Genomic DNA, 21,869 nt, shown 5'->3' on the forward strand with positions numbered 1-21,869 from the left:
GCCGGTCGTGGCGAAGGCGCCGCCCGCGGCGCAGACCATCGACGCCGACGAGTTCGACGGCATGACCGGCGGCGCCGCCCACGTCGAGGGGGGGCGGGTGCCCCGCGGGCGCCGGGGCGACGGGGCCGGGCGGCGGGGCCGCCGCGGCGGGGAACCGGCGTGCCAGCGGGCGCAGGACGGCACGGGCCGCGGCCCATCCCGCGCCCGTGGACACGAGCAGCAGACCCAGCTCCGACGCCGCGTGCGCCACCCCTCTGAGGTCCGCCCGCGCCAGCGTGACGGAGCCGGTGACACCGGCCGCCCAGCCTGCGACGACGAACAGTGACACCGCCACCGCCACCGGGACCCCGCCGAGCCGTACGGCGTCGAGGTCGGCGTCCTCGTCGAAGCTGCCCGCCCGGGCGACGCCCGCCGCGACCAGCAGCCAGAAGCAGATGACGACGGCCAGGGCCGAGCTGAACACCACCCCGGGAAAGCCCACCACCGCGCCGACCACATCCCCCATGACCCGGCCCCCTTGACCGCTCGCGCCCGGGAGCCGTCCCCGTCCGGCCGCAGGAACGCGTACAGCGCGTTCCGGCATCCGTGCTCGGCCCCCGTTGCTGCCTTTCCATCCTGACCGGTCCGGACGCCTCGGCGCACCGCCCTTTTCCGGCGACTTCCCCGGCCACCCGCCCCCCGGGCCCCCGTGCGCCCGGGGGCCAGGGCTCAGATCCGGTCGGTGACGCGCTCCAGCGGTACGAACTTGAAGTTCTGGTTGCCGCTGGAGCCGGGGGCACCGTTCGCGCCGTCCTGGCAGACGAACACGCCCCGGGGGAAGGCCGGGCCGAGGTTCGCGGCGCTGGCGTCGATGCCGTCGGTGTCCTCGCAGCCGTCGGCGGCGCCGCCGGGCACCACCGCGAAGCGGCCGAGGTAGGCACCGCTGCCGCGGTCGTACACGGTGAAGTCGTCACTGCCCTGCGAGGACACGAAGAGCCGGTTCCCCGCGGCCGTGATGCCCTCGGTGTCGGCGGTCAGGTGCCCGCCGGTACCGGTCGAGTCGAGCCGCGTGCGGGCGGTGCCGTCGCCGGGCTCGGCGCCGTACGTCCAGACGCCGACGTCCTCCTCGCCCACGTACAGCTTGCCGGTGGTCTCGTCGGCGTAACAGCCCTCGACGGCGGAGCCCGCGTCGAAGAGCCGTACCGAGGTCGCCCGCACGTTGTCGCCGCTGACGGCGAGATCCCACTGCTCGACGCGGCCGGACGTGGAGTTCGGGTAGGCGTAGAGCTTGCCGGAGCGCGGCGAGGTGTAGAGGCAGACGCCGTGCGCGGTGACCGCGGTGGGCACGTCCGCGAGGTGCTTCAGCCGCCGGGTCGCCGGGTCGATCCGGTACACGTGCAGCGCGCCGTCGCCGCCGGCGGCCTCGTCGTCCGCGGACACCACGACGTTCCCCCGGACGTCGACGTTGTTGCCGTGGTCGCCGTCGACGCGCTGGATCCGGGCGCCCCGGAGGTCGTACACCTCCAAGGCCCCCTTCTTGTCCGTGCCCACGACGACGGACTTGGCCGGGTCGCCGGGGTGCACCCACACCGCGGGGTCGTCGGCGGCGTCCCCGCCGTGCGACACCGGGGTGGTCTCCACGGTCGCGGTGACGTCGAGGTCGACGGCGGCGAGCGCGGGGGCGGCGGCCTGCACGACCAGCGCGACGGCTCCCAGCAGGGCACTCGACGTCAGGGCTGCGGCTCGTACGGTACGGGCGACGGGCACCGGGGTGTCCTCCTCGTCGGGGGCGGCTTCGCCATGACCCTGCCAGGGTGGGGCCAGCGCCGCGTGAACGCCAGTTGAAGCCCGGCCGTCCCTGCGACTGCCCCGCCCGGGGTCCCTCCGGGGCGCGCACGGCCCGGGGGTCCCTCCGCTCGCCCGCTCGAGGGGTCGGTCCCGTGCGGCGGTCGAGGACGAGCCGTACCGCCCGGAGCCGTACCGCCCGAGACTTCAGCCCGTGCGGCGGTCGGGGACGGGCCGTACCGCCCGAGGCTTCAGCCCGTGCGGCGGTCGGGAACGAGCCGCGCGGCAGGGGCCGGCCACGGGCCCCGGGCGTCCTCCGCGAGCGCGGCCGCCCGGACGGGGACGGGGCGGGTCCGGGGCGCCGCCGCGCGGGAGCGGCCCGTCACCGCCGCCCACGCGGCCTGCGCCAGCTCCTTCCGGTCGGCCCCGTGCACCGGGGCGTGCGCCTCCACCCGGACGCTCAGCCCCTGGGCGCCCACCACCCTCCCCAGGGACGCCCCGAACCCCTCGTCCCCCAGGAAGGCCGGAACCGTGCTCTCCGCCCGGCCGAGCCGGTAGGTCACCGTGACCGGCCGCACCGGCACCCCCGCGTCGAGGGCCGCCTGGAACGCCGCCCTCCGGAAGCGCCCGCCGGAGGGTGAGCACCAGGTCGTGGCCTGGGGGAAGACGAGCACGGTGTGCCCGTCGGCGAGTGTCCCCGCCAGCTCACGGACCATCAGGGGGAGTTCCCGGCGCCCGCCCTCGCGGTCGATGAACCGCGTCCCGAGCCGCCGCGCCAGCGTCCCGACGACCGGCCACCGCCCGACCTCCCGCTTCGCCACGAAGGCCACGGGCTCCACGGCCAGCAGCGCGACGACGTCCAGCCAGGAGACGTGGTTGGCGACGACGAGCGTCCCGGCACCGCCGCCGGGCACGCGCAGCGGTACGGGGCCCGCGTCGAGCCGCACCCCGAGCGCCCGCAGGACCCGCCGCGCCCGCGCCCGGGCCGTGTCGCCGTCGGCGAGCCGCTCCCCCAGGGCGAGCGCGCCCCCCACCTCGCGGGCCAGCGCCGCGTACCGCCGCGCGGCCTCGGCGGCGTCGACGCGTACCGCCGCCCGCTCCGCGCAGGAGCGCGGGCAGCCCGCGTCCACGGCCCACGGGTTCACCGGGCCTCCCGGGCGTCGGCGGCGCCGAGGAAGAAGCGGCGGTGCCGCTCGCTCAGCCGCTCGGTGTCGAGCAGCACGAAGAAGTCGGCGGAGTCGAACTCCGGGTCGTGCGCGGGCGCCCCGCACATCCAGGCGCCCAGGCGCAGGTATCCGCGCAGCAGCGGCGGCAGGTCCGCGTACGTGGGCCGGCGCCCGGGGCGCGCGCCCGGCGGGGTCCACGGCCGGTGCGGGTGCACGCGCAGCTCCGGCGGGCCCGCGTGCTTGGCCGTGCCCAGCAGCCAGGCGGCCGCCGCCGCGGCGCCGCCGTCGGCCAGCGGCACGGAGGCGCAGCCGGCGAGGTAGCGGTGGCCGGAGAGCAGGACGTAGCGCGCGAGCGCGGACCACATCAGGTTGATGACGGCGCCGGACCGGTGGTCGGGGTGGACGCAGGACCGCCCGGCCTCGATGGTCGAGGCACGCAGCGCGCCCAGCGCGGTGAGGTCGAACTCGCCCTCGGAGTACGAGCGCTCGCAGCGCCCGGGCGGGACGAGCCGGTAGGTGCCGACGACGGCGCCGCTCGCGGTGTCGGTGATGATCAGGTGGTCCGCGACCGCGTCGAAGGCGTCGACGTCGTGCCCGGGCACGGACGTGTCGAGCGCCGCGCCCATCTCCTCCCCGAACACCTGGAACCGCAGCCGCTGAGCGGCACGCACCTGCTCCTCGGTGTCGGCGATGGAGGGGACGTAGGCGGGGCGGGTCCGGGGAGCGGATATGGATACGGATGCGGACGCGAGTACGGGTACGGGTACGGATGCCGGAGCGGGCGCGGACGTCAGCGGCGTCACGGGTGTCGCGGGCATGACAGTACGTTCTCCGTTCGACGGGTGGTTGCGGCGGGGCGGTGCGGCGAAGGCGACGGCCAGGAAGGGGCAGAGGGGAAGGGGGAGGGGGAAGGAAGGGAAGCGAGCGGTGCGGCGGAGTCCGGCGGAGGGAACGGGGCGGGGCACCCGCCCTCACGGTGACCGCCCCGCCTGAACTGCGCCCAAGCCGCGCACGGCGGTTCGTGCCGACCCTCGTGAGCATCAGGTGAACAGCCGTGGCCGGTACGCCCCGGCGCGTGGCGCCCGCGCGGCGGGTACCGTCGGCTGTCCCCCGCCGGGACCGGCGCGGCGCGCGGCCCGGCCCGGCCGCGCCGAGGAGTACCGGCGGATGACGAGGAAGGAGTCCGCCGATGATGGGCAGCAAGCAGCTGAAGGTCGGTCTGCGGGTCCGGGACCTGAAGCGGTCCGGCGACCTCTATCTGCGCCTCGGCTTCCGGGAACTGCCGAACGAGGGGCCGTCGGCACAGCCGCACCTGCGGTACCTCACCTTCGGCCACACCTGGCTGATCCTCGCCGCGATGGAGGAGCACGGCCACCACGACACCGAGCGCGCGGCGGCAGTCCGCTCGGGCCCGCTCGGCCTGGGCTTCGTGCTCGCCGTGCCGGTGCGGGACCTCGACGCCGCCTACTCCCTGTGGCGCGCGGAGGGCCTGCCGGTCCTCTCCGAACCCGAGGACACGGACTGGGCGCGGATCTTCGTGGGGCTCGACCCGGACGGTTACGAGGTGACGTTCGAGCAGTTCCACGACACGTACCGGGGCGGGGAGTCGGCGTAGGAGCAGGAGGAGAGGCCGATGGCGGACCGCCGCGGAGGAGCAGTGGCGGAGCCGCGGAAGAGCAGCGGCGGAGCCGCGGAAGAGCAGCGGCGGATCGCGGTGTACCGCGCCGCCCGGATGTCCCGTACAAAGAGATCCGGGACCAAGAGATCCGGGATGAAGAGATCCGGCACAGGGAGATCCGGGACAGGGAGAACCGGCGCAGAACAGGGAGATCCGGGACAGGAGGGAGTCCGCCGTGCCGCACCCGCTGCCGCTGGCCGGTGTCACCGTGGTCAGTCTGGAACAGGCCGTGGCCGCGCCGTTCGCCACCCGGCAGCTCGCCGACCTCGGGGCCCGGGTGATCAAGGTGGAGCGCCCGGGCGGGGGCGACTTCGCGCGGCGCTACGACACCACCGTGCACGGCCACGCCAGCTATTTCGTCTGGCTGAACCGCTCGAAGGAATCGCTGGCCCTGGACGTGAAGTCCGCGCCGGGCCGGGAGGTCCTGCGCGAACTGATCGCGTCGGCGGACGTGTTCGTGCAGAACCTCGCGCCGGGCTCCGCCGCGCGCCTCGGCCTCGCGGCGGAGCGGCTCCAGGCCCGCCACCCGTCCCTCGTCACCTGCACGGTCAGCGGCTACGGCACCTCCGGGTCCTGGGCGGGGCGCAAGGCGTACGACCTGCTCGTGCAGTGCGAGACCGGGCTGCTCTCGCTCACCGGCACCCCGGAGGAGGCCGTGCGCGTGGGCATCTCGGTGGCCGACATCGCGGCCGGGATGTACGCGTACAGCGGCATCCTGTCGGCCCTGTACACGCGGGCGACGACCGGGCGGGCCCCGGCGGTGGAGGTGTCGCTGTTCGACGCCCTCGCCGAGTGGATGAGCCAGCCCGCGTACTACACCCGCTACGGCGGCACCCAACCGCCGCGCGTCGGCGCCCGGCACGCCACGGTCGCGCCGTACGGCGTGTTCACCGCGCGCGACGGCCAGGAGGTGCTGCTGTCGGTGCAGAACGAGCCGGAGTGGGCCGCGCTGTGCCGGGTCTTCCTCGGCCGTCCGGACCTCGTCGACGACCCGCGCTTCGCCACCGGCTCCGCCCGGGTCGCGCACCGCGAGGAGCTGGACGCGCTCGTCGCGGCCCGGTTCGCCGCGCTCGACGGCCGGGAGGCGGTGGCGCTGCTCGACGCGGCCGCCATAGCCCACGCGGGCGTCAACACCGTGGCCGAGTTCCTGGAGCACCCGGCGCTGACCGAGCGCGGGCGCTGGCGGGACGTGGACCTTCCCGGCGGCGCGCCGGCCATGCGGGCGCTGGTGCCGCCCGCCGGGCTCTCGGGCGTGGACCCGCGGATGGACCCGGTGCCGGACGTGGGCGAGCACACCGAGAAGATCCTCGCCGAACTCGGCCGCGGCCCGGGCGACATCGCCCTGCTGCGCGCCGAGGGCGTCATCGGCCCCGGGGCGGCACGGTCGTGAGCGCCCTCGACGACCTGTCGCCCGCCGAGCGCCTGGCCGTCACCACGGTGCGGGACTTCGTGGACCGGCGCGTGCGGCCCGTCGTCCGCGCGCTGGAGCACGCCGACACGTACCCCGAGGCCCTGATCGAGGAGATGAAGGAGCTGGGGGTCTTCGGGCTCGCGGTGCCGGAGGAGTACGGCGGCACCCCGGTGTCCACGCCGTGCTTCGTCCTGGTCACGGAGGAGCTGGCGCGGGGCTGGATGAGCCTGGCGGGCGCGATGGGCGGCCACACGGTCGTCGTGAAGCTCCTCACACGGTTCGGCACCGAGGCGCAGCGGGCGCGCTGGCTGCCCCGGCTCGCCACGGGCGAGGTGCGCGCGGCCATGGCCCTGACGGAGCCGGGCGGCGGCTCCGACCTCCAGGCGCTGCGCACCGTGGCCCGGCGCGAGGGCGGCACGTACGTGGTGAACGGTGCCAAGACCTGGATCACCAACGCCCGCCGCGCCGGGCTCATCGCGCTGCTGTGCAAGACCGACCCGGACGCCGAGCCGCGCCACCGGGGCATCTCGGTGCTGCTTGCCGAGCACGGTCCCGGCCTGACGGTCACCCGCGACCTGCCCAAGCTCGGCTACAAGGGCGTGGAGAGCTGCGAGCTGGTCCTCGCCGACTACCGGACGGACGCGGACGCGCTGCTCGGCGGGGTGGAGGGGCGCGGCTTCGGGCAGATGATGCACGGCCTGGAGACCGGGCGGCTCCAGGTGGCCGCGCGGGCGCTCGGCGTGGGCCGGGCCGCGTTCGAGGACGCGCTGCGCTACGCGCGGGAGCGCGAGGCGTTCGGCGAGCCGATCTGGCGGCACCAGTCCGTCGGCAACCTCCTGGCGGACATGGCGACGTCGCTGACGGCGGCGCGCCAGCTCACCTTGTACGCGGCCCGCGAGGCCGACGCGGGCCGCCGGGTCGGCATGGAGGCGGGCATGGCGAAGCTGTGCGCGTCCGAGACCGCCATGAAGGCCGCGCTCGACGCGGTGCGGGTGCACGGCGGGCACGGCTACTCGACGGAGTTCGACGTCGAACGCTACTTCCGCGACGCCCCGTTGATGATCGTCGGCGAGGGCACCAACGAGATCCAGCGGAACGTGATCGTGCGCCAGCTCATCGAGCGGGGCGGCTTGGAGTGACGGCCGGTCCGCCGCGCCCGCCCGGGCGGTCAGGCGCGCCGGGCGGGGCGTTGTCGCTCACACCACGCCGAGGCCCTCGATCAGCACCGCGTTCGGCAGCTCCGCGAACACCTTGCCGGGCACGATCAGCTTGCCCCGGCGGCTGCCGCTGCCGACCAGGACCCACGGCAGGTCGGCGACGGCCGCGTCGACGAGGAGCGGCCAGGCGCCGGGCAGGCCGATCGGCGTGATGCCGCCGTACTCCATGCCCGTCTCGCCGGTGGCGGTGTCCATCGGTGCGAACGAGGCCTTCCGCGCGCCCAGTTGGCGGCGCACGGCGCCGTTCACGTCGACGCGGGCGCGGGACGGGACCACGCACGCGGCGAGCGTGGTCCCGCCGCCGCGCTTGCCGGCGACGACGACGCAGTTCGCGGACTGGTCGAGCAGTTCGGGGCCGTAGCGCTCGACGAACGTGGCGGTGTCCGCCCACTCGGGCTCCGTGTCGACGTGGACCAGCTCGTCGGCGGGCACGGGTCCGCTCCAGCCGCGCACGGCGTCGGCGACGGGGGTGACGAGCAGGTCGAGGGCCTGCGGGGCGGGGCGGACGGTGTCGAAGTCTCCGATGGGGGCGCGCATGTCCGCACGGTAACAGGGGCGTTGGGCCCGACCGGGCCCTGCCGGGCCAGGTTCCGGCTGCCCTCGCCCGGGCGGACACTCGCTACGGTTTCGCCCTGCTGCGGGGCGCAGTGGATCGTGGTCGACAGTTTCCCGCGTCCCCGGACGAGAGCGCCCTCCAAGGGGCGCGGGGAACTGCGCGCCCAGCCGACAAAAACCCGCAGACGCGTCTGCGGGGTGACCCGGCAGACGCGTCTGCGGCTGTTCCCTGGTTGCTCGCGCAGTTCCCCGCGCCCCCAAACAGGGCGCCCCCGCAAGGGGCGCGAGGAACTGCGCGCCCAGTCGGCGCAAACCCGCAGACGCGTCTGCGGGGCGACCCGGCAGACGCGTCCGCGGCTGTTCCGTGGTTGCTCGCGCAGTTCCCCGCGCCCCCAAACAGGGCGCCCCGGCACACCGTGGCGGCTCACTCGGTGCGGGGTCGCGAGGACGACGTGGTGAGCGGCCCGAAGACGGCGACGGCCCGCTGGTCATCGGTGAGCGGCGGGGCGCACTGGGCGTCCACGCCCTCACACGCGCCCTTCCACCCCATGAACCGCGACCCGTCACCGGGCACCGCCGTCAGGGTCAAGGAGGGGTTCCGGACGACGTAGGAGCACCTGGGTCCAGCGCAGTCGTCCAAGCCGGACACGCTCACGCTGCCCGTGCCGCCCGCCCGTTGCTCGACACCCACGAGGACGCTGGCGTAGCCGGTCCCCGACAGCTTCGCGAAGGACGTCGACCCGCCCCAGCCCGCGGTCAGCCGGGCCGTGAGTTCGCCGACCCCGCCCGGCCGGAAGGCCACGGTCACCGAGCAGGACGTCTGCCGCCCGGGGCCCAGCTCCATCGAGGTGCAGTCGTCGGTGACGACCTGGAAGGCGTCCGACCCCGTCAGCTCCACCGTGTCCACGGTCGAGACCTTGGAGCCGGGGTTCGCCACGGTGAAGGTCCGGGTCTCCGGCCTGCCCTCCTGGGCGCCGACGCCGAGGCCTGCCGCGCCGCCGTCGGCGCCGAAGCCGGCCAAGGTGTCGCGGAAGACGGCGGAGCCGGGGGTCACGACGGGAGTGGCCGGCTTCTCGCCGTCGGTTCCGCCTGATCCGCCCCGCTCGCCCTTCCGGCCGTCCCGGCCGCCTTTGCCCTTTTCGCCTTGATTGCCGCTTTCACCCTTTTTACCCTGGGCGCCGGGATCACCCTTGTTGCCCTCGCGCCCGGGCCCGCCGGGGGGCACCCCGCCGCTGCCCTCGCCGCCGCCGCTGCTCCCGCCCGGCTTCTGCCCCGTGCCGTTCCCGTCGTTCCCACCGTTCCCACCGTTCCCGGCCTTGCCGTCTGTCCCACCCTTCCCGCCGCCGGAGGACGGGTCCGCCGAGGTGCCGCCGGACACGCCCGGCGGCTTGCCCCGCCCCTCGTCGTCGGGCCCGGTCAGGCCCAGGGCGTCCAGCGCGAACCCGCCCACCACGACCGCGGCCAGCCCGGCTCCCGCGACCACCGCCGCCCGGCGGATGCGGTGCCCGCGCCGGGACGGCGGGCGGCGAGGCGGGGCGGGGCCGTTCGGGCCCGCGACGACGAACGCGAGGTTCTCCCGGGTGCGCTCCGCGCCCTCCTCGTCGGCCAGCCGGTCCCTGATGTCCAGGGCCCTCTCCAGCTCCTCCCGGGCCTCCTCGGCGCGGTCCTGGAAGAAGAGCAGCGTGCCCCGCTGGTGGGCGAAGTAGGCCTCGGCGACGGCGTCCTGCTGAGCGCGCGCCGCCTCCAGGCCGCAGGCGGCCACGCGCTGCCACGTCTCCCAGCGGCCCTGGACGAACAGGACCGGCTCCACCGCCCGCACGATGTGGATCACGGCCTGCCACTCGCGGGCGCCCGCCGCGTACCCCAGCAGCCCGACCGCCGACTCCAGCGCGGTGTGCGCCTCCTCACCGACGGCGGGGCGCTCCCGGAACCACTCCACGAGCCCGCGCTCGGCCGTGGCGAGCGCGAAGTACCCGAGCAGCAGCCCGCGGTAGGTCCCGCCCTTGCACACCGGCAGCCCGAAGCGGTCGTCCGGGTGCTCGACGAGGCCCTTGCGGTGCAGCGAGTCCAGGACCGTGGTCACGTACGCGACGTCGGCCATCGCCGCCACCAGCGTGGCGGGGATCAGCGCCCCGGCGGCGAAGGCGCACACGGCCAGGACGCGCCGCTCGTCCGCGGTCAGCGCGTCGACGCTGAGCCGGTCGAGCTCGCCGGGGTCCCGTTCGGCCACGGCGGCCAGCGAGGCCAGGGTGTGTTCGCCGGACGTGACAAGGGCGGCGGTCTGGCGGAGGTGCAGCGGCTGGCCCTGGACCGCGCCGACCAGGTCGTACGCGGCCTGCGCCTCCTCCGGCCGGATCACCCGGCCCAGCTCCCGGGCGAGCAGCGACACGCCGGCGGCCCGCACGAGGCCGCCCAGGTCGTGCACGGCCCCGCCCTCGCCGAGCACCGGCTCCCCGGAGCCGATGACCAGGGCGCAGCCGGGCAGCATCCGGCGTACGTAGGCGAGTTGGCTCTCGGTGAGGGTCACGTCGTCCAGGGCGACGAGGGCGTTGGCATGCCCGAGGACCTGGGCGCACTGCTGGGTGGTCAGCCGCACCGGCTCCTCGGAGGCCTCGGCGGGCCGGAGGGTGTAGAGCTCGGAGACCAGGCGCTGGAGGAGGTCGTCCAGGCCGAAGTCGCCCACCTTCAGATACACATGGGGCTCGGTGGCACCGCGGGCGTGGCCGAGCGCGACGAGGTGCCGCAGGAGGGTGGTCTTGCCGTAGCCGCACGGGGCGTGGAAGTTCACCGCTTCGCGGTTCTCCACGGCGGTGTGGGCGAGGCGCACCGCCGCGTCGCGCCCCATGAGGAAGGGCTGCGGCAGTCCCCGCGTGCGGGCGGGGCCGAGCGGGTCGGTGGCGGCGGTGCGCACCCGCGCGCGGGCGATACGGGCGCCGAGCGCGGTGTCGATGATCAGGGTGTGGGTTCCGCAGACAACGGTACTCATGGGTACTCCGTGCTTGCCTCTGGAGCTTCGGCACGCCGGTACGCCGTGTGGGGCCGGGGCCTCGCGGCCGGGAGCGGCGAGCCCGCGTCCGCTGCCCCCGCCGCGGGTCCGGGGGCGGGCTCTCAGTGGACGTCCAGGACCAGCGGGTCCGGATGCTGCTTCCGCATATTCCTCCGGGAAGGGCCACCGCCAGAAGGGCGCACACCGGGGCGCGGAAGCACGCCACCGAGGGGCGCGCGCCGGGTGCGGGGCGCCCGGGGTACGTGGCGCGCGCGGGGCACGTGTGCCGCTCCGCGGTCGGCGCGCGGCGCCGCGACGGACCGGGGCGCCATGGCGCGTACGACGTTCTCCGTACGACCCGGCGCACGCGGGCGGCGTCCACTCCGTACGACCCTGCACGCCCCGGGCAGCGTCCACTCCGTACGACCCGGGGTGCGGGCGGCGTCGGCTCAGTACGACCCGGCGTGCGCGGGTGGCACCGCCACCGACATCGTCATCTCCACCGGTTCGGCGCCCTTGTTGTGGTACCCGTGCCGCACGTTGGCCTCGAAGCTCGCCGAGGACCCGGCGGGCACCAGGTGCTCCGTGCCGTCCACGACGAGGGTCAGCTCCCCGGAGCGCACGTGCAGCAGCTCCATGGTGCCCGGCGGGTGCGCGTCGGAGTCGCTGCCGTCGCCGGGCATCAGGTGCCACGTCCACAGCTCGAAGGGGCCGCGCGCCTCGGTGCCGACGAGCAGCGTGGTGCTGGAGCCCGCCTCGGTGGACCACATCCGCACCGCCTGCTCGGGCGGTACGACGCGCACGTGCGGGCCCTGCTCGTAGTCGAGCAGCGTGGTGATGCTGATGCCGAGGGCGTCGGCGAGCTTCACGGTGGTGCCGACGCTGGGGTTGGTGCGCGCCTGCTCGATCTGGATGATCATGCCGCGGCTGACGCCGGAGCGGGCCGCCAGCGCGTCGAGCGTGAAGCCCCTTTCACCGCGCCAGCGTTTGAGGTTGCGCGCGAGGGACTGCGTGAGCTGATCGAGATCTGACAAGGCCGACCCATTCCGTCCAATATCTTGGATGACACAGTTCACTCTGCTGAACTACGGTGTGGTGCATCCGAAGGTTCCGCATGGTCCACCACACTGTACTGCGAGGCTCTGATGACAGCACTGTTCGCCCTGGCCACGAGCCTGTTGTGGGGGCTGGCCGACTTCGGCGGCGGGCTGCTGACCCGGCGCCTGCCCGCTCTGACGGTGGTCGTGGTGTCCCAGTGCCTGGCGGTGGCCGTGCTCGGGGTGGTGGTCGTGGCCAGTGGCGGCTGGAGCGAGTGGGGGCCGCGGCTGTGGTTCGCCGTCGGCGCGGGCCTGGTGGGTCCGGTCGCGATGCTCGCCTTCTACAAGGCGCTCGCGCTCGGCCCGATGGGCGTGGTCTCGCCGCTGGGCTCCGTCGGCGTCGCGGTGCCGGTGGGCGTCGGCCTCTTCCTCGGCGAGCGGCCCGGTCCCGGGCAGTTCGCGGGCATCGCGGTGGCCGTCGCGGGCATCGTGCTCGCGGGCGGGCCCGAGCTGCGCGGCGCGCCGGTGCGGCGCCGGGCGGTCCTGCTCACGCTGCTCGCGGCGTTCGGCTTCGGCGCCGTCATGGCCCTGATCGCGGAGGCGTCGACCACCGTCCCGGGCCTGTTCCTCGCGCTGTTCGTGCAGCGCGTGACGAACGTCCTCGCGGGCGGCACCGCGCTGTACGTCACCGTGCGGCGCGGCGGCAGGGCCCTGCCGGAGGGCGCGGGCCCGAGCGCGGTGTGGTCCGCGCTGCCCGCCCTGGCCTTCGTCGGCCTCGCCGACGTCGCCGCCAACGGCACGTACGCGCTCGCGGCCCGCTCCGGCCCGGTCACCGTCGCCGCCGTCCTCGCCTCCCTCTACCCCGTCGTCACCGCGCTCGCCGCGCGCGGCGTCCTCAAGGAGCGGCTGCGCGGGGTGCAGGCGGCGGGAGCGGGCCTGGCGCTGGTGGGGACGGTGCTGCTGGCGACGGGGTGAGGCGGGGCGGGGCCGGCGGAAGCAGCGCACCGGGGCCGGGGCGGCAGCGGGAGCCCATGCCCGGCCGGGAGCCGGGCCACGGCGGAGTCGAGGCCTCCGCCCGGTCCGCGGCCGGAGCGGGACGCGGCGGCGCTACCCGCTCCCCTCCGCGTCGGACAGCTCCCCCAGCCGCTCCAGAGCCGGTTCGTCCAGCTCCCCGAGCGCCAGCAGCTGCTCCGGGGTGACGCCCTCCGGGATCGGCACCGGGGCGGGCGTCCGCAGCGGCGGCTGCCAGCCCCGCTCCGCGCACCACGTCCGTACGACGCGCGCGGGCGCCCCGGCCACCACGGCGTGGTCGGGCACCTCGCCGCGCACCACCGCCCCGGCCGCGACCACCACGTTGCGGCCGAGCCGGGCGCCCGGCAGGATCACCGCGCCGGTGCCGACCCAGCAGCCGGAGCCGATCTCGACCGGCTCCATGCGGGGCCACTGCTTGCCGATCGGCGTGTGCGGGTCGTCGTAGGAGTGGTTGGTCGACGTCACGTACACGTACGGCCCGAAGTAGCAGTCGTCCCCGATCGTCACCGACGTGTCGGCGATCACGTGGCTGCCGCGGCCGAGGACCACGCCGTCGCCGATGCGCAGGATCGGGTCCGGGCCGAGGTCCAGGTCGGGCATCAAGCCGGCGGTCAGCGTGACCTGCTCGCCCACGATGCAGTGCGCGCCGAGCCGGATCCAGGGGGCGCCGAAGACCGTGCCCTGCGGGAAGGCCAGCTTGGTGCCCTCGCCGATCGCGCCGAACCTGAGCCGCCCCGGCCGCCGCGCGGTCACCGCGCCGGTGCGCTGCACCCAGGCCCAGCCCGCGTGGACGGCGCGCTGGGCGGCGCCGCGCCGCCAGGCGGCGAGGGATGAGAACACGTTCTTGTTCCGGGGCACGGGCTCACGTTACTCAGCCCCGCGCGGGGCGAGCACACCCCCCGCCTGTGATCTTCGCCCCACGACCCGGCCCGCGGGCGGCCGTCCCGTACGGTTCGCTCAGGCGCGACGGACGGACGCATCCGAGGAGTGAGCGATGAACCACCAGGCACTCGTCATGGGCATCGGCGGCAAGGAGCCCCGTATCGACCCGGAGGCCTTCACCGCCCCCACGTCCGTGGTCATCGGCGAGGTGACCCTGGGCGCGGGCGCGAGCACCTGGTACGGGGCCGTGCTGCGCGCCGACTGCGGGCCGATCGAGGTCGGCGCGGACAGCAACATCCAGGACAACTGCAGCGTGCACGTGGACCCGGGCTTCCCGGTGACCATCGGCGAGCGGGTCTCGGTCGGCCACAACGCGGTCGTGCACGGCTGCACGATCGAGGACGACTGCCTCATCGGCATGGGCGCGACGGTCCTCAACGGCGCGGTGATCGGCGCCGGTTCGCTCGTCGCCGCGCAGGCGCTGGTCCCGCAGGGCATGGTGGTGCCGCCGGGGTCGCTCGTGGCGGGCGTCCCCGCGAAGGTGAAGCGCCCGCTCACGGAGGAGGAGCGCGCGGGCATCTCGCTCAACGGCACGATGTACGCGGAGCTGGCGAAGACGCACCGCCAGGCGCACGCGGAGCGGCCCGCGTAGCCCCGAGGGGGCGACACGGGCCCCGGAAGCCCCGGGAGGCCGCTGTTCGACCAGCTCAGTCCGCGACGGCGGCGGCCGTCGCGGGCACGGCCTCGCCCGCGCCGCTCCCCGGGCCGCTCGCGCCGCCGCCCGCACCGCCCGGACCGCTCGCGTCGCTTCCCGCACCGCTCGCGTCGTTCTCCGCCGCGATCTTCCGCGCCCGCCGCTTCATCAGCAGCATGGAGCCGAGCCCGATGAGCACGGCGAGGCCGAGACCGACGTACGAGAAGCGCTTCAGCCAGTCCTCGGCGACCACGCCGATGCAGTAGATGACGGCGGTGGTGCCGCCCGCCCAGACGATGCCGCCGAGGACGTTGGCGACGAAGAACTTCCAGTACGGCATGCGCAGGACACCTGCGAGCGGGCCCGCGAAGATGCGGAGCAGCGCGACGAAGCGGCCGAAGAAGACCGCCCACATGCCCCACTTCCGGAAGGACCGCTCGGCGCTGCCGACGTTGGCCTCGCTGAAGTGCTTGGGGAACTTGCCCCCGAGCCAGGCGAGCAGCGGCCTGCCGCCCTTGCGGCCGATGGCGTAGCCGATGGAGTCGCCGATCACCGCGCCCGCGGTGGCGCAGGCACCGAGGACGACCGGGTTCACGTCCCCGTGCTGGGAGGACAGGAGCGCCGCCGAGACGAGGACGATCTCGCCGGGCAAGGGGATGCCGAGCGACTCCAGGCCGATGACGATGCCGACGAGCGCGTAGACGCTGACAGCCGGTACGTTCTCCAGCCACTCCTGGACGTGCAACCCCGGTTCCTTCCGTGTGCGGTCGACTCCCCCGGCGCGCACCGTGATCACGCGCGCCGGGGCAGCCTACCTGCCCACTTCCCGGCTCCCGTGCCCCGCCTCAGCGTCCCGGGACGGCGCACGCGACGGCCTCGGCCCCGGCGTCGCAGTCCTCGCGCCCCGCCCACGCGGCAGCGGACTCCCGCGTCCGGGCGCGCTCGTCCTCGTGGCGCTGGTACGCCGTGCCGCCGCAGATCCCGACGGTGATCAGTACGACCATGAGCGCCTGGCTCCACGCGGTGACCGGAGCCCGGTTCCGGGTGGCGACGACGGCGGCGAGCACGGCCCCGCCGCCGACCACCGCCGCGGCGACGAGATAGCCGCCGAGACGGTCGAATTCGGCGTCCGCCTCCGGGTCGAGGGTGAAGCCCGAGTCGATCCACACGGCCAGGATCCCGGCGAGGACGAGCACTTCGGCCAGGAGGAGGCCGAGGGCCGCCCCGATGTCGGCGCCGGTACCGGCACGGGGGCGGACGGAGTCGTCCGGGGCGGGCGGCGCGGTCGGCAGAGGCATACGCGTCATGATCACCGCCCGGCTGCCGCACCCGCCTGAGTACGGATACTCAGGACTTCCCGGTCGCCCAGGGTTCCGGGGTCACCGGGGGTCGTTGGGCCGGAGCGTCCAGGTCACCGACATCTCGCCGGTGACGGCGCCGTCCTCCCGCGTGATGTCGATCCGCACCGGGAACTCGGGGCGCCTGCCCGCGTCGAGTTCGGCGACCACCTCGGCGGCAGGCCGGCCGAGCGTCGCGGTGGCCTTCACCGTCCCCATCGCGAGCTTCTTGTACGCGATGTCCGCGCGCACCGCGAGCGGCACGGCCCGCGAGAGCTGGTCGCCGAAGGCGGCGAGCACGATGGCCCCGCTCGCGGACTCCCCCAGCGTGAACATCGCCCCGGCGTGCGGCCCGCCCACGTGGTTGTGGTAGTCGCCCTGATCCGGCAGCACGACCACGGCCCGCTCGGGCGTCGTCTCGACGAACTCCAGGTTGAGGGTCCGGGCCATCGGCACGGTGGCGGCGAGCATCTCGCCGATCGACATCTGGTCAGCGCTCATGCCCGGAGGTTACCCACGAGTAGGCAATCTTGGCCAGACGCGGGCGCACATCGGACATGTGGAGCGCGGAGGGCCGTACCACCCCACGCGGGGCCGCTCCAGGGCCAGTTGCGGGGGCCCCGGCGACGGCCCCGTAGGGTTTCCGCCATGAGCCCGCAGGATCAGAATCCGTACCAGCAGCCCGGCTATCAACAGCCGAACCCGTACCAGCAGCCGGGATACCAGCAGCCCCATCCGTACCAGCAGCCGGCCGCGGGCCCGCAGGGTGGGTGGAGCGCGCCCACCGCGCCGTCGGGCGTGCCGCAGGCTCCGGTCGGAACCGGCGGAGGCGGCACCGGGGGCGGGGGCGGGAACAGGACCAAGGTCATAGCCATCGCCGCGGCGGCGGCCGTGGTGGTGGCCGCGGGCGTGACCGGCTTCCTGGTCCTCGGCGGCGACGACGACAAGGACGACGCCCGGCCCGAGGCCGCACCCACGAAGGCGGCGCCGACGCCGGACGACGGCGACGACGACGAGCGCGGGACGGACGGCGACCCGAAGCCGACGATCCCCGGTTGGCACGTGGTGGTGAACGCCAAGTGGGGCACCGCCTTCGACGTGCCGCCGGACTGGCAGCCCCAGGGCCCCGGCTTCGCCATCAACATGGAGGACCACAAGACCGGCAAGCCGGTCGCGGCCATGGGCTCCCCGGCCCTCCTGAAGCCGAAGTGGTGCACGCACGACGACGACAAGGACGGCCGCTTCGAGGACGTCGAACTCGGCGCCACGGGCACGAAGGGCGCGCGGGGGGCGAAGAACACCGACGAGGTCGCGATCAACACGGTCGGCTGGTGGATCTACGGCGGGTACACCCAGCCGGACAAGAAGAGCTTCACCCTCGACGAGAAGGCCCAGCCGTACACCACCAAGTCGGGGATCAAGGGCAGCATCGCGTGGGCGCGTTCGACGAACACGCCGCAGCGGGGCAAGTGCGCGTCCGACGGCAAGGCGATCTCGTTCGGGTTCAAGAACTCCGCGGGCGACTTCGTCTCCTGGAACCTCTACGGGGCGAAGGACGTGAAGGAGGAGATCCCGACCGACACCATCATGAAGATCCTCAGCACGGTACGCCTGCACGGGAAGCCGACGGCCTCCTGAGCCCGGATTCTGACCGGCCCACGTCAAATCTTCACGAGTTCGTCACCGCTTGGTACGGGCCCTGGCCCGGTGCCCGTCCACCGCTCGACCGAGCGTGGCGACCGGGCCTGAAGCCCCTCTATGGTTACTGGCCATGTGGCCAGAACAGCAGCCGCCCGGGGGCGCGCAGAACCCGCAGGACCAGAACCCGTACCAGCAGCCGGGGTACCAGCAGCCCAACCCCTACCAGCAGCCCGGGTACCAGCAGCCGAACCCGTACCAGCAGCCCGCGGGGCCGCACACGGGCGGGCAGCAGCAGTGGGGCGCGCCCACCGTTCCGCTGGGGGCGCCGCAGCCCGGCGGCCCCGACGCGGGCGGCGGCCACGGCGGCGGTGGCGGCGGCAACAGGACCAAGGTCACGGCCATGGTCGCGGCGGCGGCCGTGGTGGTGGCCGCGGGCGTGACCGGCTTCCTGGTCCTCGGCGGCGACGGCGACGACAAGGCGGACAAGGCGGGCACCAAGCCGTCCAAGTCCGCCACGAAGAAGCCGGACCCCAAGCCGTCGGACGACGACAACCCGCGCGGCGTCGACGGCGACCCCAAGCCGACGGTCCCGGGCTGGCAGGTCGTGGTGAACCCCAAGTGGGGCACCGCCTTCGACGTACCGCCGGACTGGGACGTGAAGACCCCGGACACGTTCATCGGCTTCGAGGACCACAACAAGGGTGACGGCAGCAAGCCGCTCATCATCATGTCCGCGCCCGCCGTCTACAAAGAGAAGTGGTGCACGTCCGACGACGACAAGGACGGGGAGATGGACGACTCCTCGCTCGCCACCGTCGGCACCAAGGGCCAGAACGGTGCCAAGAACACCAAGGACGTCGCCCGCAACGACTCGGCGTGGTGGGTGTTCGGCGGCTACACGGGCCAGAAGAAGGCCGACAAGAAGAAGATCAAGATCGGCAAGGTGGAGTCGTACACCACCAAGTCCGGTATCCGGGGCAGCCTCGCGACCACCGTGTCGGTGGGCGACCCCGGCTCGGGCAAGTGCGACACGAACGGCAAGGCCACCACGTTCGCCTTCAAGAACACCGAGGGTGACTACGTCGCCTGGACGCTGCACGGCGCGAAGGGCGTGAAGGAGGAGGTCTCCGACACCCTGGTGAGGAAGATCCTCGCCACCGTCCGGCTGCACGGGGGCCCCGAGGAGTCCTGACCCGCCCGACCCCGTTCCCCACCGCCCGCCGCCCCGGTGGCGGGCGGTGGGGTCAGCCGATGCTGAACGCGCCCTCCGGGGGCTCGGGCGAGGCCACGGCGTCCGCGTCCCGCACGGGCCGCGCGTCCCCGAGGAAGCGGCGCAGCGCGGCCCCGTGCACCACCCGCGCCGGGAACACGTCCGCCCGGGTGCGTCGTACCAGCGCGTCGACGTCCAGGGGCCGGTGCGCGGCGACCAGGACCGCGTTGCCGAAGCGCCGCCCGCGCAGCAGCGCGGGTTCGGCGATCAGCGCCAGCTCCGCGAAGCGCTCGGCGAAGGTGGCCACTTGGGAGCGGAGGAAGGCGAACGGCGCGCCGTCGGCGAGGTTCGCCGCGTAGACGCCGTCGGCGCGCAGGGCCCGCTCGACGGCGCCCGCGTACGCGTCCGAGGTGAGGTGCGCGGGCACCCGCGAGCCGCCGAAGACGTCCCCCACCACCACGTCCGCGCTCCCGGCGGGGGCCGCCTCCAGCCAGGCCCGGGCGTCCGCGCCGTGCAGGCGGATCGGCTCGCCCGCGGGCAGCGGCAGTTCCTCCACGACGAGGCGCAGCAGCGCGCGGTCGGCGTCGACGACGTCCTGCCGTGAGCCGGGCCGGGTCGCGGCGACGTAGCGGGGCAACGTGAGCGCGCCGCCGCCGAGGTGCACGGCGTCGAGCGGGCGCCCGGCCGGGGCGACGGTGTCCAGGACGTGAGCGAGCCTGCGCGCGTACTCGAACTCCAGGTACGTGGGCTCGTCCAGGTCGACGTACGACTGCGGGGCGTCGTCGACGGTGAGCATCCAGGCGCGGGCCCGGTCCACGTCGGGCAGCAGCTTGGCGGTGCCGTGGTCGACGACGCGGGTGACGGGCACGGCCTCGCCGGCCTCATGGACCTCGCCGCCCTCTTGGGGATCGCCGCCCTCGTGGGCCTCGCCGGTCTCTTGGGGATCACTGTCCTCGTGGGCCTCGTTCGACCCCATGGGCACCCCCGCCCTCACGGGCGTCGCCGCCGTCCTCGCCGCCGCTCCCGTCGCGCTCCTCGGGGACGGTGCCGGGCTCCGGCACGGGCTCGGTGCCGGGTATCGGCGCGGGATCGGGGGCGTCGGCAGGCAGGTCCACCGGACCATTGTGCCCGGGTGCCGGGGGGCGAGGGAGCCGTCGGCCGGACAGCTGTTGTCGGGCCGACGGGGCGGGGACGGCGGGGGTGGGTGATGGTGCGGTGCGCCGCCGGGGGGGCGGTACGTCGCGCCGGGTCCGGCCGTACGGCTCGGTGGCTCGGAGGCTCGGCGGACGCAACGGCTCGGCGGCTCAGAGGACGCCATGGCTCAGCCCTCCACGGCTCCACCGGCCCCGGCCTAGCAGCACGGTCGCGGGCCTGCCCGACGGCCTGGGCGAGCCCGGCGGCGCGGCCGTGGCAGGACGCGACAGGACCCCGTGGGGGGGGCAGTGACGTGGGCCCGGCTGCTCGGGCGGCCGGGCCCACGTCACCTCACCGGGGCGTCAGGCGACAGCCGTCACCGTGCCGGCGCCCACCGTCCGCCCGCCCTCGCGGATCGCGAAGCCGAGGCCGGGCTCCAGCGGGACGTCCCGGCCGAGTTCCACGGTCATGGTGACCGTGTCGCCGGGGCGGGCGACGGCCGCCTCGCCGAGGTCGATGTCCCCGACGACGTCCGCGGTGCGGATGTAGAACTGCGGCCGGTAGCCCGTCGACACCGGGGTCGAGCGCCCGCCCTCCCGGGCGGACAGCACGTACACCTGGGCGGTGAAGCGGCGGCTGGGCCGGGTGCTGCCGGGCGCGGCGACGACGTGCCCGCGGCGGACGGCATCGCGGGGCACCCCGCGCAGCAGCAGCGCCACGTTGTCGCCCGCCTGCGCGGACTCCATGGCCTTGCCGAACGTCTCCAGGCCGGTCACGACGGTCTCCATGTCGTCTCCGGGCCCGCCGGAGCCTCCGGAGGCGCCGAGGACGGCGACCCGGTCGCCGACGTGGACGGTGCCGCGCTCGACGGCGCCGGTGACGACCGTGCCCCGGCCGGTGATCGTGAGGACGTTCTCCACCGGCAGCAGGAACGGCGCGTCCACGTACCGCTCCGGCATCGGCACGTACGTGTCCACGGCGTCGAGCAGCGCCTCGATCGAGGCCGTCCACCGCGGGTCGCCCTCCAGCGCCCTGAGGCCCGAGACGCGGACCACCGGCGCGGCGTCGCCCCCGTAGCCGTGCGCGGTCAGCAGGTCGCGCACCTCCAGCTCGACGAGGTCGGTGAGCTCCTCGTCCCCGGCGTCCGCCTTGTTCAGCGCCACGACGACGTGGTCGACGCCGACCTGGCGGGCCAGCAGCACGTGCTCGGCGGTCTGCGGCATGATCCCGTCGACCGCCGAGACGACGAGGATCGCGCCGTCCAGCTGCGCGGCGCCGGTGACCATGTTCTTGACGTAGTCGGCGTGGCCCGGCATGTCCACGTGCGCGTAGTGCCGGGTGTCGGTCTCGTACTCGACGTGCGCGATGTTGATGGTGATGCCGCGCCGCGCCTCCTCGGGCGCGCGGTCGATGCGGTCGAAGGGCACGAACGTGCCGGTGCCGCGCTCGGCGAGGACCTTGGTGATGGCGGCGGTCAGGGTGGTCTTGCCGTGGTCGACGTGGCCCATCGTGCCGATGTTGAGGTGCGGTTTCGTGCGGACGTACGCCGTTTTGGACATGCTCGTTCCAGCTCCGGAACTCGAAAGGTGAGGTCCGCGGCACACGGCCGTCGGACGGGGACCCCGGGGGCCTGGCCGACCCTCCCCCTGCGGGGTCCGCCGGAGTGTCCGGGGAGGGTCAGCGTCGGGCGCCGTCAAGAGGAGAAGCGGCAGCCTCGACAGCGTCCGCGACTGCGGACGGAGCTGAGGGGGAGGCGTGCCGGAACATGTCGACGATCATGGCTGACGGGCCGTCGTCCGTCGAATGATTTTCTGCGACGCACCGGTCACGTACGGCAGTTGCGTCCCGCGTGCCTCTGATGTTCTTCAGGGCCTCGCGCGGGCACCAGCCGATGGCCTTGCGGACGACGTCGGGGCGCGGGGTGCCCGTGAGGACGGGTCGCGCCAGGTCACGGCGGATCGGCGAGGCCAGGCCGAGGAACGGAGCGGCGTCCTTCATGTACGCGCGCATCCGTGCGGCGCGGGCCGGATCGGCCGCCTCCGCGAAGGTCGTGGTGAGCCGGTCCACGACGGTGTCGGCGAGTGAACTGAGCGGCACTGTGACGCTCATGAGACGCACCATACGG

The 21,869-nt window shown here is 74.8% G+C and carries 21 protein-coding genes and 1 pseudogene; 7 read left to right on the plus strand and 15 right to left on the minus strand.

What is annotated here, in order from left to right; translation table 11 throughout:
* The 4 genes from QK440_RS13205 to QK440_RS13220 form a co-directional block, all read right to left on the minus strand.
* Nucleotides 1-505: hypothetical protein (locus QK440_RS13205; RefSeq protein ID WP_282793263.1), on the minus strand; the 505-nt coding region annotated here is incomplete at its 3' end.
* A 203-nt stretch (nt 506-708) separates the two neighbouring features.
* Entirely contained in the window at nt 709-1,746 is a 1,038-nt protein-coding gene (locus QK440_RS13210) for a phytase (RefSeq protein ID WP_282793264.1), read from the minus strand.
* 269 nt (nt 1,747-2,015) lie between these two features.
* On the minus strand, nt 2,016-2,909 hold the full coding sequence (locus QK440_RS13215) for a lysophospholipid acyltransferase family protein (protein WP_282793265.1): 894 nt from the start codon (nt 2,907-2,909) through the stop codon (nt 2,016-2,018).
* Nucleotides 2,906-3,748 carry a GNAT family N-acyltransferase gene (locus QK440_RS13220; RefSeq protein WP_282793266.1) on the minus strand — a complete coding sequence of 281 codons (843 nt, stop codon included), beginning with the start codon at nt 3,746-3,748 and terminating at the stop codon, nt 2,906-2,908. Before QK440_RS13220 ends, QK440_RS13215 begins: the two co-directional genes overlap by 4 nt.
* Nucleotides 3,749-4,119: 371 nt before the next feature.
* Here QK440_RS13220 and QK440_RS13225 point away from each other — a divergent pair, with 371 nt between their 5' ends.
* From QK440_RS13225 to QK440_RS13235, 3 genes are all read left to right on the plus strand, one after another.
* Complete coding sequence (locus tag QK440_RS13225; RefSeq protein ID WP_282793267.1) at nt 4,120-4,545, plus strand: VOC family protein; 426 nt, start codon at nt 4,120-4,122, stop codon at nt 4,543-4,545.
* A gap of 238 nt (nt 4,546-4,783) precedes the next feature.
* The gene (locus QK440_RS13230; RefSeq protein WP_282793268.1) at nt 4,784-5,998 is read left to right on the plus strand and encodes a CaiB/BaiF CoA-transferase family protein; all 1,215 of its coding nucleotides are present in this window, start codon (nt 4,784-4,786) and stop codon (nt 5,996-5,998) included.
* The gene (locus QK440_RS13235) at nt 5,995-7,158 is read left to right on the plus strand and encodes an acyl-CoA dehydrogenase family protein (RefSeq protein WP_282793269.1); all 1,164 of its coding nucleotides are present in this window, start codon (nt 5,995-5,997) and stop codon (nt 7,156-7,158) included. Before QK440_RS13230 ends, QK440_RS13235 begins: the two co-directional genes overlap by 4 nt.
* Nucleotides 7,159-7,215: 57 nt before the next feature.
* On the opposite strand, the gene QK440_RS13240 is transcribed toward QK440_RS13235, so the two are convergent.
* The 3 genes from QK440_RS13240 to QK440_RS13250 form a co-directional block, all read right to left on the minus strand.
* The gene (locus tag QK440_RS13240; protein ID WP_282793270.1) at nt 7,216-7,773 is read right to left on the minus strand and encodes a YbaK/EbsC family protein; all 558 of its coding nucleotides are present in this window, start codon (nt 7,771-7,773) and stop codon (nt 7,216-7,218) included.
* Nucleotides 7,774-8,215: 442 nt separating this feature from the next.
* The gene (locus QK440_RS13245) at nt 8,216-10,777 is read right to left on the minus strand and encodes a hypothetical protein (RefSeq protein ID WP_282793271.1); all 2,562 of its coding nucleotides are present in this window, start codon (nt 10,775-10,777) and stop codon (nt 8,216-8,218) included.
* 449 nt (nt 10,778-11,226) lie between these two features.
* The gene (locus QK440_RS13250) at nt 11,227-11,811 is read right to left on the minus strand and encodes an XRE family transcriptional regulator (RefSeq protein WP_282793272.1); all 585 of its coding nucleotides are present in this window, start codon (nt 11,809-11,811) and stop codon (nt 11,227-11,229) included.
* A gap of 111 nt (nt 11,812-11,922) precedes the next feature.
* Between QK440_RS13250 and QK440_RS13255 the strand changes: the two genes are divergently transcribed.
* Nucleotides 11,923-12,789, plus strand: a complete 867-nt coding sequence (locus QK440_RS13255) for a DMT family transporter (protein WP_282793273.1) — start codon at nt 11,923-11,925, stop codon at nt 12,787-12,789.
* Between the two features lie 132 nt (nt 12,790-12,921).
* On the opposite strand, the gene QK440_RS13260 is transcribed toward QK440_RS13255, so the two are convergent.
* A complete protein-coding gene (locus tag QK440_RS13260) occupies nt 12,922-13,704 on the minus strand; it encodes an acyltransferase (protein WP_282793274.1) in 783 nt (260 codons plus the stop codon).
* Nucleotides 13,705-13,840: 136 nt separating this feature from the next.
* Between QK440_RS13260 and QK440_RS13265 the strand changes: the two genes are divergently transcribed.
* Entirely contained in the window at nt 13,841-14,380 is a 540-nt protein-coding gene (locus QK440_RS13265) for a gamma carbonic anhydrase family protein (RefSeq protein WP_282793275.1), read from the plus strand.
* A 55-nt stretch (nt 14,381-14,435) separates the two neighbouring features.
* Here QK440_RS13265 and QK440_RS13270 read toward each other — a convergent pair whose 3' ends face one another.
* The 3 genes from QK440_RS13270 to QK440_RS13280 all read right to left on the minus strand — a co-directional run bounded on the left by QK440_RS13270 (nt 14,436) and on the right by QK440_RS13280 (nt 16,260).
* Nucleotides 14,436-15,167, minus strand: a complete 732-nt coding sequence (locus tag QK440_RS13270; RefSeq protein WP_282793276.1) for a DedA family protein — start codon at nt 15,165-15,167, stop codon at nt 14,436-14,438.
* A gap of 100 nt (nt 15,168-15,267) precedes the next feature.
* Complete coding sequence (locus QK440_RS13275) at nt 15,268-15,720, minus strand: DUF6234 family protein (RefSeq protein ID WP_282793277.1); 453 nt, start codon at nt 15,718-15,720, stop codon at nt 15,268-15,270.
* 81 nt (nt 15,721-15,801) lie between these two features.
* Nucleotides 15,802-16,260, minus strand: a complete 459-nt coding sequence (locus QK440_RS13280) for a DUF4442 domain-containing protein (protein WP_282793278.1) — start codon at nt 16,258-16,260, stop codon at nt 15,802-15,804.
* Nucleotides 16,261-16,407: 147 nt separating this feature from the next.
* On the opposite strand from QK440_RS13280, the gene QK440_RS13285 reads away from it, so the two are divergent.
* On the plus strand, nt 16,408-17,397 hold the full coding sequence (locus tag QK440_RS13285; protein ID WP_282793279.1) for a hypothetical protein: 990 nt from the start codon (nt 16,408-16,410) through the stop codon (nt 17,395-17,397).
* A gap of 133 nt (nt 17,398-17,530) precedes the next feature.
* Nucleotides 17,531-18,592, plus strand: a complete 1,062-nt coding sequence (locus QK440_RS13290; RefSeq protein ID WP_282793280.1) for a hypothetical protein — start codon at nt 17,531-17,533, stop codon at nt 18,590-18,592.
* Nucleotides 18,593-18,644: 52 nt separating this feature from the next.
* Here QK440_RS13290 and QK440_RS13295 read toward each other — a convergent pair whose 3' ends face one another.
* The 4 genes and pseudogenes from QK440_RS13295 to QK440_RS13310 all read right to left on the minus strand — a co-directional run.
* A complete protein-coding gene (locus QK440_RS13295; protein WP_282793281.1) occupies nt 18,645-19,586 on the minus strand; it encodes a fused MFS/spermidine synthase in 942 nt (313 codons plus the stop codon).
* Nucleotides 19,555-19,725, minus strand: a complete 171-nt coding sequence (locus tag QK440_RS13300) for a hypothetical protein (protein WP_282793282.1) — start codon at nt 19,723-19,725, stop codon at nt 19,555-19,557. Before QK440_RS13300 ends, QK440_RS13295 begins: the two co-directional genes overlap by 32 nt.
* Before the next feature lie 381 nt (nt 19,726-20,106).
* Nucleotides 20,107-21,303 carry an elongation factor Tu gene (gene tuf, locus QK440_RS13305; RefSeq protein WP_282793283.1) on the minus strand — a complete coding sequence of 399 codons (1,197 nt, stop codon included), beginning with the start codon at nt 21,301-21,303 and terminating at the stop codon, nt 20,107-20,109.
* A 349-nt stretch (nt 21,304-21,652) separates the two neighbouring features.
* Nucleotides 21,653-21,853, minus strand: a pseudogene (locus tag QK440_RS13310) (DNA alkylation repair protein); the annotation flags it as partial.
* Between the last annotated feature and the right edge of the window lie 16 nt (nt 21,854-21,869).

The organism is Streptomyces sp. CC224B, assembly GCF_030010595.1.
Taxonomy (GTDB): Bacteria; Actinomycetota; Actinomycetes; order Streptomycetales; family Streptomycetaceae; genus Streptomyces; species Streptomyces longispororuber.